Raw genomic sequence first — 7,567 nt, forward strand, 5'->3', positions numbered from 1 at the left:
AGCTGATCCAGTATCGCCGGGATGCGTGCCAGGTCCGATGGGCGGTTGCGCGCGTCCACGCCCACGGCGTAGCGGTCGTTGCCGGGCTCGTCCCCGGCAACGGCGGTAATGTGGCGGCCAAAGGCCTCCAGCAGGTCCACCGGCAGGTTGTCGATACAGTAGAATCCGGTGTCTTCCAGCGTGCTCAGTGCCACGCTCTTGCCCGATCCGGACAGCCCGCTAATGATGACGAGCCGCATTCAGTCGGTCCTCCGCGCTCGCTTGGCCGTGCGTAATGCCGCCGGCCTGACGGCACTCGCGTACCGCTGCCTCGATGAGCAGGGCGGTCATGGGGCCCGGGGCCAGGGTCAGCCGGGGCAGGGGGCGTCCGAGCAGTCCGCCGGTGGCCCAGCCCCCGGTCAGCGGGTCCGCACTCGCCCCGGGCGCGAGTACTACTTCCAGGACCACCGGGGCGCGCCGTGCCAGCGCCGCATCCCCGAAGTGCTCGTCCACCCGGATCACGCCGAGACCGCGTACGGCGAGCCGTCCGCGGGGGCCCTCGTCGGGGGCGCGGCCCTCGGGGGTGGCGCTGGCGGCGGCGAGTGTCACCAGATCGTCGGCCACCAGGGCGTGCCCGCGATCGAGCAGGGCCAGTGCCGTGTGGCTCTTGCCCGTGCCCTCGGCCCCCCTGAGCAGGACCCCGTGACCATGGATGCGAACCAGGGTGCCGGGGACTCCGGGGCGCCCGGCAAGGCGGACGAGGGCGCGATCGATTCGCCAGGCCAGGGCCTCGTCGTCCGCCTCCAGTGTCATCCAGGGCGTGCCGTCGGCCGGCGCGGCGTCGGCGGACTCGCAGACGATCAGGCAGGCGCCGTCCGCGTCGGTGGCGCCACGGCGTACCGGGGCGTCGCCACCGAGCCAGCGCGGTGCATCCACGGGTAGCTCGACGGTCTCGCCGCCGCCGTGCGCCGCGGCCCCGAGCGCCCGTGCCAGGGCGGTGCGGGGGATGCGCAGCCGAGGCGTCATGCCGGCGCGCCGTCCACCAGCCGTTGTGACACCTGCTCGTAGAGGGAACGGTCGGTGCCGCTGGCACGGAGATGCTCGCAGAAGGCCGTGTCACTGAACATCTCCGCCAGCGTGGCGAGGATGCGCAGATGCTCGTCGGTGGACTCTTCCGGCACGAGCAGCGCGAAGAGCAGATCCACCGGCTGACGGTCGACGGCGTCGAAATCCACGCCCGTGTCGAGGTTGAGCACCGCCGCCACAGGGGCATCCAGGCCCGGCAGCCGGGCATGTGGCAGGGCGACGCCCCGGCCCAGACCGGTGCTGCCGAGCCGCTCGCGTCCGATCAGGCTCTCGAAGATGCTGCGGGTGTCCGGACCGGTCGCATCCTCGTTGAGCAGTTCCGAGAGCAGCTCCAGGCTGCGCTTCTTGCTGGTGGCATGCGCCCCGTAGCGAACCCGCTCGGGGGAGAGCAGTGCTGCAATGTTCATGGTGCCCCGGCCCTGAACTGGCGTTGTCCGGCACGTCGGCGGCGGTACGGGCCCGAGGCACCTCCCTGCGCCCGGTCTGGCAGGCCCGCCGCCGGCGTGGTCACTGGTCTGCCGGCCACCCCGGCCGGCAACGATGGATCATTCCTCGAGGGCCTGGCTCACCGGCCCCTCGTTACGGCGATGATCCGCGCGTTTCTCCTTGTGTTTGACCACCTGGCGATCGAGTTTATCCGTGAGTGCATCGATGGCGGCGTACATGTCCTCATCGGTGGCGTCGGCGAACAAGCGGGCGCCGCTCAGGACAAGGGTGGCTTCCGCCTTGTGGGTCAGCTTCTCGACCGTGAGGATGACATGCACATCGACGACGTTGTCGAAGTGACGCTCGAGTTTCTGGAACTTCTCGTTGACGTAGTCGCGCAGCGAGTCGGTCACTTCGATGTGGTGGCCGGTGATGTCGATCTGCATAGAGCCTCCTTTGTGGTTCTCAGGCGAGGCGCTTTCGGTCCGTCGAGGACGCGATCGCCATGGCCTCGCGATATTTCGCCACGGTGCGGCGGGCGACGTGTATCCCCTCGTCCTGCAGGATGGTGGCGATGCGGCTGTCACTGAGCGGGCGGCGCGGGTCCTCGCCGGCGATCAGGCGGCGGATACGCGCCCGTATCGCGGTGGCGGAGCACTCGCCGCCGTCGGCGGTCTGCACGTGCGAGGAGAAGAAGTACTTGAACTCGAAGGTCCCGCGCGGGGTGTGCATGTACTTGCGGTTGGTGATCCGCGAGATGGTGGATTCGTGCATCTCCACGGCCTCGGCGACCTCGCGCAGCACCAGCGGCTGCATGAACTCCTCGCCGCGTTCGAGGAAGTCGTGCTGGTGGTCGACAATGAAATGGGCCACGCGCAGGAGGGTGTCGTTGCGCGAACGCAGGCTCTTGATCAGCCAGCGCGCTTCCTGGAGGTGCTCGCGCATCAGGCTGTTCTCGCGGCTGCGGTCGGCGCGGCGGACCATGGCCGCATAGTCGGCGTTGATGCGGACACGGGGAAAGGCATCCGGGTTGATCTCCACCTGCCAGCGCCCGTCCTCGCGGCGGACGAAGACGTCGGGGATGACGTATTCCGTATTGTTGCTACCGTAGCGCAGGCCCGGGTGGGGGTCGAGCCCCCGGATCAGCTCGATGATGCCGCCCAGGGCCTCGTCGTCGAGCTGCATGCGGCGCTTGATCTGGGCGAGCTGTCGGTTGACCAGCAGATCCAGGTGCTCGTCGAGCAGCAACCGTGCCTGCGCGAGCCACGGGGTGTCCTCCGGCAGCTGCTCGAGCTGCAGGGCCAGGCATTCCCGGGGGTCACGCGCGGCCACGCCCACGGGGTCGAGTCGCTGCACCTCGCCGAGCACCTCGAGGAATTCCTCGTGGCCCACCGCCCAGTCCCCGGGCAGGGCCGCGAGAATGTCGGCCTCGTCGGTGTTCAGGTAGCCGTCGTCGCTGACCGCGTCGATGATCGCCTCGGCGATGGCGAATGCGCGGGGGGTGAATTCGCCGAGCTGGATTTGCCAGATCAGGTGCTCGCGCAGGCTCTCGCTGGCGGCGGCCAGGCGGGAGACCGGATCGTAGTCATCGACCTCGCCGCTGCCGCGGCTCCAGGCCGTGGTGCCGTCGTAGATGTCGTCCCAGCTGCCGTCCAGCGGCAGGTCGTCGCCCAGGCGCGTATCCTCGGTGTTCGTCGTTTCGGCGGCCGGCTCGCCGTCCGCCTGCCCGGCACTGTCCCCGGTGCCGGCGTCCCGCAGGGCCTCTTCGGTGGTGGCCGCCTCGTGCTCGTCCTCGGTCTCGAGCATGAGGTTGGAGTCGAGCGCTTCCTGGATCTCGGCACGCAGCTCCAGCGTCGGCAGCTGCAGCAGGCGGATCGCCTGCTGCAGCTGGGGTGTCATTGTCAGCTGCTGACCGAGTCGGAGCTGGAGCGTCTGTTTCATGGGTCGTTCGTCAGCTCTCCGCTGGCCGGGCGGCCCGCGCCCGCTTGCCGCCATCGTAATGCAACAGGCAGCGGCCTTGCACCTGAGCGCGGGCGGTCACAGCCGGAAATCCTCGCCCAGATAGACGCGCTTGACCTGCTCGTCGGCGAGCACCGTCTGGGCGTCGCCCTCGGCGATCACCTCGCCGGCATTGAGGATGTAGGCGCGGTCGACGATGCCCAGGGTCTCGCGCACGTTGTGATCGGTGATCAGCACGCCGATACCGCGCTCGGCCAGGTGGCGGATGATCTGGCGGATGTCGTGCACGGAGATCGGGTCAACCCCGGCGAATGGCTCGTCGAGCAGTATCACGCGGGGGCGGGCCGCCAGCGCCCGGGCGATCTCCACCCGGCGGCGCTCGCCGCCGGAGAGGCTGATACCGGGCTGATCGCGGAGGTGGCCGACGCTGAACTCCTCGAGCAGCTCCTCCATCTCGTCGTGGCGCTGGCCGCGGTCGAGATCGCGGCGCAGCTCGAGCACCCCGAGGAGATTGTCAGCCACGGAGAGCTTGCGGAAGATCGACGCCTCCTGGGGCAGGTAACCCAGGCCGAGCCGGGCCCGGCGGTGCATGGGCAGCCGGCCGATCTCGCGACCGTCCAGGCGGATCTGTCCGGCATCGGGACGGATAAGGCCGACGATCATGTAAAAGCAGGTGGTCTTGCCCGCGCCGTTGGGCCCGAGTAGGCCCACGATCTCGCCGGGGGCGACCGCGAGTGCGGCGTCGCTGACCACGCTGCGCCGTCGATAGCGCTTGATCAGGCCGGTGGCCTCGAGGCGTCCCGTCTCCCCCATGCTCACTGCCCGTCGCCGCTGTCGTTGCCGCTGTCGTCCTTTTTGGGGAAGAGCGTGACCTGAACGCGCTGGTCCTTGCTGCTGTCCGCTTTCACCTGGTCGGCGGCAATGTCGTAGTTGACCGTCTCGCCGCGAAACTCGTCGCGCCCGCGGGTGAGCGTGGCACCGCCGGAGAGCTCGATGCGCTCCGGCGGCCCGGAGTAGTAGGTCATCGTCGGCGCCTCGGCGTCCACCGGCGTCTCGCGCTGCGGCGACTCGTCGTGGTAGGTCGCGGGTTCACCCTCGACCTCGATCCGGTCCAGGGTGTCGCCGTCGCCGCGGTAGACCCGCAGGACATCGCCCGTGATGCGCATCTGGCCGCGGGTGACGACGACGTTGCCGGTGTAGGTGCTTACACCGCGCACGTTGTCGAGCTCGCCGGTGTCGGCGCTCAGGTGCAGTGGCTGCTTGCTGCTGTCCTGCTGGGCGAGGGCGCAGCCGGCCACGGCGAGCAGGCAGGCCGCGAGCAGGCGAATCAGGCTATTCGGTCGCATAGGTCCCCCTGACTTTGGCGAGGAGTCTCACTTGTTGTCGGTCCATCCAGGCCCGCGCGCCGACACCGGTCATCTCGCTCGCGGGGGTGCGCAGTGTCACCGCCGCGTCGGTCTCCGCATAGTCCCGGGCAGGCACCAGGGTGAGGGTGTCGGTGAGCAGGGTGAGTGGGTCCGGCGCCTCGCGGTGGAGCTCGACATCGCCGTTGAGCACGATGCGGCGCTCGTGATCGCCGATGGGCGTTGCCTCCGCGCGCCGGGCGCGGCCGTGCCACGGCCGCCCGTTGCGGCGCCCCTGCCAGCGCGGCTGCTGCATCTCCCAGCGATCGGCGCCGGGGAAGTAGGCGGCGCGCTGCGCACGGAGCTCGTCGCTGGGGTTGCCGTCCGCGTCGGTGGCGACGATGCGTACCCCGGTGGCGTAGTAGCGGGCCTCGGGCTCGCGCACCGGCGGTGCCGTGCCCGCGCCGTCGTCGTCGCGGCCGCCGAAGGAGAACCACGCCAGCGCCGCGAGGAGCGCGGTGACCACCAGTGGGAATGTCCGGCGGCTACGCTCGCGCATCGTCGCTCAGCCATGGCCGGAGGACGCCGCGGGCGCCGAGGAGCAGCTCGCAGACCTCGCGCACCGCGCCGTCGCCGCCGCCGCGCCGGGTGACCCAGTGGGCGCGGGCGCACACGGCGGGATGGGCGTTGGCGACGGCTACTGCGAGCCCGGCGGCACGCATGGGGGCAAGGTCGACGAGGTCGTCGCCGACGAAGGCGCATGCCTGCGGGGCGAGGCCGAGTCCCTTCGCCAGGTCGGCGAGGGCGGCGGCCTTGTCGCGAACGCCCTGGTGGACGTGGCCGATCCGCAGCTCCCGGGCCCGGGCCTCGACCGCACCGGAGCGCCGGGCGGTGACGATGGCCACCTCGATGCCGGCGTCCCGGAGCATGGCAATGCCCTTGCCGTCGTGGATGTTGAAGCGCTTGAAGGGCTCGCCGTCGTCGCCGATGTAGACGCCACCGTCGGTGAGCACGCCGTCCACGTCCAGCGCCAGCACCCCGATGTGGGCCGCGCGCCCGGCCACCGTCGCCGGCGGGGTGCCGCAGTAGGCGTGCTCGAAGGCGTCCATTACACCACCCCCGCGCGCAGCAGGTCGTGCATGTTCAGCGCCCCGACGATACGGCGCTGCTCGTCGACCACGGGCAGCGCGTTGATGCCGTGATTCTCCATCAGCGCGAGGGCCTCGGCGGCGAGGCGGTCCCGGGTGATGGTGCGCCCGCCGCGGGTCATCACCGCATCCACCCGGGTGCGGTGCACGTCCACCTCGCGGTCGAGGGCGCGGCGCAGGTCGCCGTCGGTGAATACGCCGAGCAGGTGACCCTCGGCGTCGACCACCGCGGTCATGCCGAGGCCCTTGTTGGTCATTTCCACCAGGGCCTCGCCGAGGGGCGTCTCGGCCTGGACCCGGGGGATGCGCTCGCCGCCGTGCATGATGTCCTCGATGCGCAGCAGCAGCCGCCGGCCCAGCCGGCCGCCGGGGTGGGAACGGGCGAAGTCCTCGCGGGTGAACCCCCGTGCCTCCAGCAGTGCCACCGCCAGGGCGTCGCCCATGGCGAGCGCGGCGGTAGTGCTCGCGGTGGGGGCGAGCCCCAGCGGGCAGGCCTCCTCGGCGACGCTGACGTCCAGGTGCACGCTCGCCGAGCGGGCCATGGTGGATTCCGGGCGGCCGGTCAGCGCGATCAGTGGCACGGACAGGCGCTTGATCAGCGGCAGGATGGTGGTGATTTCGTCGGTCTCGCCGGAATTGGACAGGGCCAGCACGACGTCCCGCGGCGTGATCATGCCGAGGTCACCGTGGCTGGCCTCGCCGGGGTGGACGAAGAACGCCGGCGTGCCCGTGCTCGCCAGGGTGGCGGCGATCTTGCCGCCGATGTGGCCGGACTTGCCCATGCCGAGGACCACCACCCGCCCCTCGCAGGCCAGCATGTGCCGGCACGCGCGGGCGAAGTCGGCGTCAATGCGCGAGGCGAGGGCGTTGACCGCCTCGGTCTCCACCTCGATGACCGCGCGGCCAAGGCGGCAGAGGTCCGCGTCCTCGTCCCGGGGGGGCTGTCTCTCGCTCATGCTGCTATGTCTCACACACGTAGAGTAACGCCTGATACCCAATATACGCTGCCAGCAGCAGCGCGCCCTCGATGCGGTTGATCCGCCCGTGACCGTAGCGGCTGAACGCCATCACCGCGAACACCAGCGTTATGCCGGCCATCACCGGGATGTCCCGGTACAGGGTCGCCGGGTCGCTGTCCAGCGGGTTGATGGCCCCGGCGACGCCCATCACGCCCAGCAGGTTGAACATGTTGGAGCCGATGACGTTGCCGATGGCGATGTCGTGCTCGCCCTTGCGCGCGCTGGCGAAGCTCGCCGCGAGCTCGGGCAGGCTGGTCCCCAGGGCGACGATGGTCAGGCCGATCACCAGGTCGCTCACGCCGAGCGCCTCGGCGATGCTCACCGCCGCCCACACCAGGGCCCGGGAGCTGGCGAGCAGCACCACCAGGCCCACCGCCAGCCACAGGAGACTGGTGCGGAGAGGCTGGTCCGTCGGGATCTCGCTCTCGAATTCGGCGCTCAGTGGGTCGGGTTCCTCGCCGTTGCGGCCCTGTATCCCCATCCAGGTCAGCAGGGCGGCCATGCCGGCGAGCAGGACCAGGCCCTCCCAGCGCTCGAGCCGGCCGTCGAGCAGGAAGACGAAGGCGAGAGCCATGATCGCGAACAGTAGCGGGATCTCGCGGCGCAG

The 7,567-nt window shown here is 70.5% G+C and carries 11 protein-coding genes; all 11 read right to left on the minus strand.

Annotated elements, in window-relative coordinates; translation table 11 throughout:
• The coding region (locus tag G7A99_RS25045; RefSeq protein WP_305792303.1) for an RNase adapter RapZ at nucleotides 1-239 on the minus strand (239 nt) is incomplete at its 3' end.
• The gene (locus G7A99_RS00985; RefSeq protein ID WP_163138668.1) at nucleotides 220-1,005 is read right to left on the minus strand and encodes an HPr kinase/phosphorylase; all 786 of its coding nucleotides are present in this window, start codon (nucleotides 1,003-1,005) and stop codon (nucleotides 220-222) included. The genes G7A99_RS00985 and G7A99_RS25045, both read right to left, overlap by 20 nt.
• A complete protein-coding gene (locus tag G7A99_RS00990) occupies nucleotides 1,002-1,472 on the minus strand; it encodes a PTS sugar transporter subunit IIA (RefSeq protein WP_018717624.1) in 471 nt (156 codons plus the stop codon). Before G7A99_RS00990 ends, G7A99_RS00985 begins: the two co-directional genes overlap by 4 nt.
• 138 nt (nucleotides 1,473-1,610) lie before the next feature.
• Nucleotides 1,611-1,937, minus strand: a complete 327-nt coding sequence (hpf, locus tag G7A99_RS00995; RefSeq protein WP_018717625.1) for a ribosome hibernation-promoting factor, HPF/YfiA family — start codon at nucleotides 1,935-1,937, stop codon at nucleotides 1,611-1,613.
• 19 nt (nucleotides 1,938-1,956) lie between these two features.
• The gene (locus G7A99_RS01000; protein ID WP_163138669.1) at nucleotides 1,957-3,432 is read right to left on the minus strand and encodes an RNA polymerase factor sigma-54; all 1,476 of its coding nucleotides are present in this window, start codon (nucleotides 3,430-3,432) and stop codon (nucleotides 1,957-1,959) included.
• 96 nt (nucleotides 3,433-3,528) lie between these two features.
• Nucleotides 3,529-4,263: an LPS export ABC transporter ATP-binding protein gene (gene lptB, locus G7A99_RS01005; protein ID WP_040409324.1), complete on the minus strand. Its 735-nt coding sequence runs from the start codon at nucleotides 4,261-4,263 to the stop codon at nucleotides 3,529-3,531.
• A gap of 2 nt (nucleotides 4,264-4,265) precedes the next feature.
• Nucleotides 4,266-4,796 (minus strand): lipopolysaccharide transport periplasmic protein LptA, encoded by a 531-nt coding sequence (lptA, locus tag G7A99_RS01010; protein ID WP_163138670.1) that lies wholly within the window; start codon nucleotides 4,794-4,796, stop codon nucleotides 4,266-4,268.
• Nucleotides 4,783-5,352 carry an LPS export ABC transporter periplasmic protein LptC gene (gene lptC / locus G7A99_RS01015; RefSeq protein WP_163138671.1) on the minus strand — a complete coding sequence of 190 codons (570 nt, stop codon included), beginning with the start codon at nucleotides 5,350-5,352 and terminating at the stop codon, nucleotides 4,783-4,785. Before lptC ends, lptA begins: the two co-directional genes overlap by 14 nt.
• Nucleotides 5,339-5,902 carry an HAD family hydrolase gene (locus G7A99_RS01020; RefSeq protein ID WP_163138672.1) on the minus strand — a complete coding sequence of 188 codons (564 nt, stop codon included), beginning with the start codon at nucleotides 5,900-5,902 and terminating at the stop codon, nucleotides 5,339-5,341. Before G7A99_RS01020 ends, lptC begins: the two co-directional genes overlap by 14 nt.
• Complete coding sequence (locus tag G7A99_RS01025) at nucleotides 5,902-6,897, minus strand: KpsF/GutQ family sugar-phosphate isomerase (RefSeq protein ID WP_163138673.1); 996 nt, start codon at nucleotides 6,895-6,897, stop codon at nucleotides 5,902-5,904. Before G7A99_RS01025 ends, G7A99_RS01020 begins: the two co-directional genes overlap by 1 nt.
• Nucleotides 6,898-6,901: 4 nt before the next feature.
• Nucleotides 6,902-7,567, minus strand: a 666-nt coding sequence (locus G7A99_RS25050; RefSeq protein WP_240466049.1) for a sodium:calcium antiporter, incomplete at its 5' end; no start/stop codon positions are given.

This window comes from Arhodomonas sp. KWT (assembly GCF_010993615.1).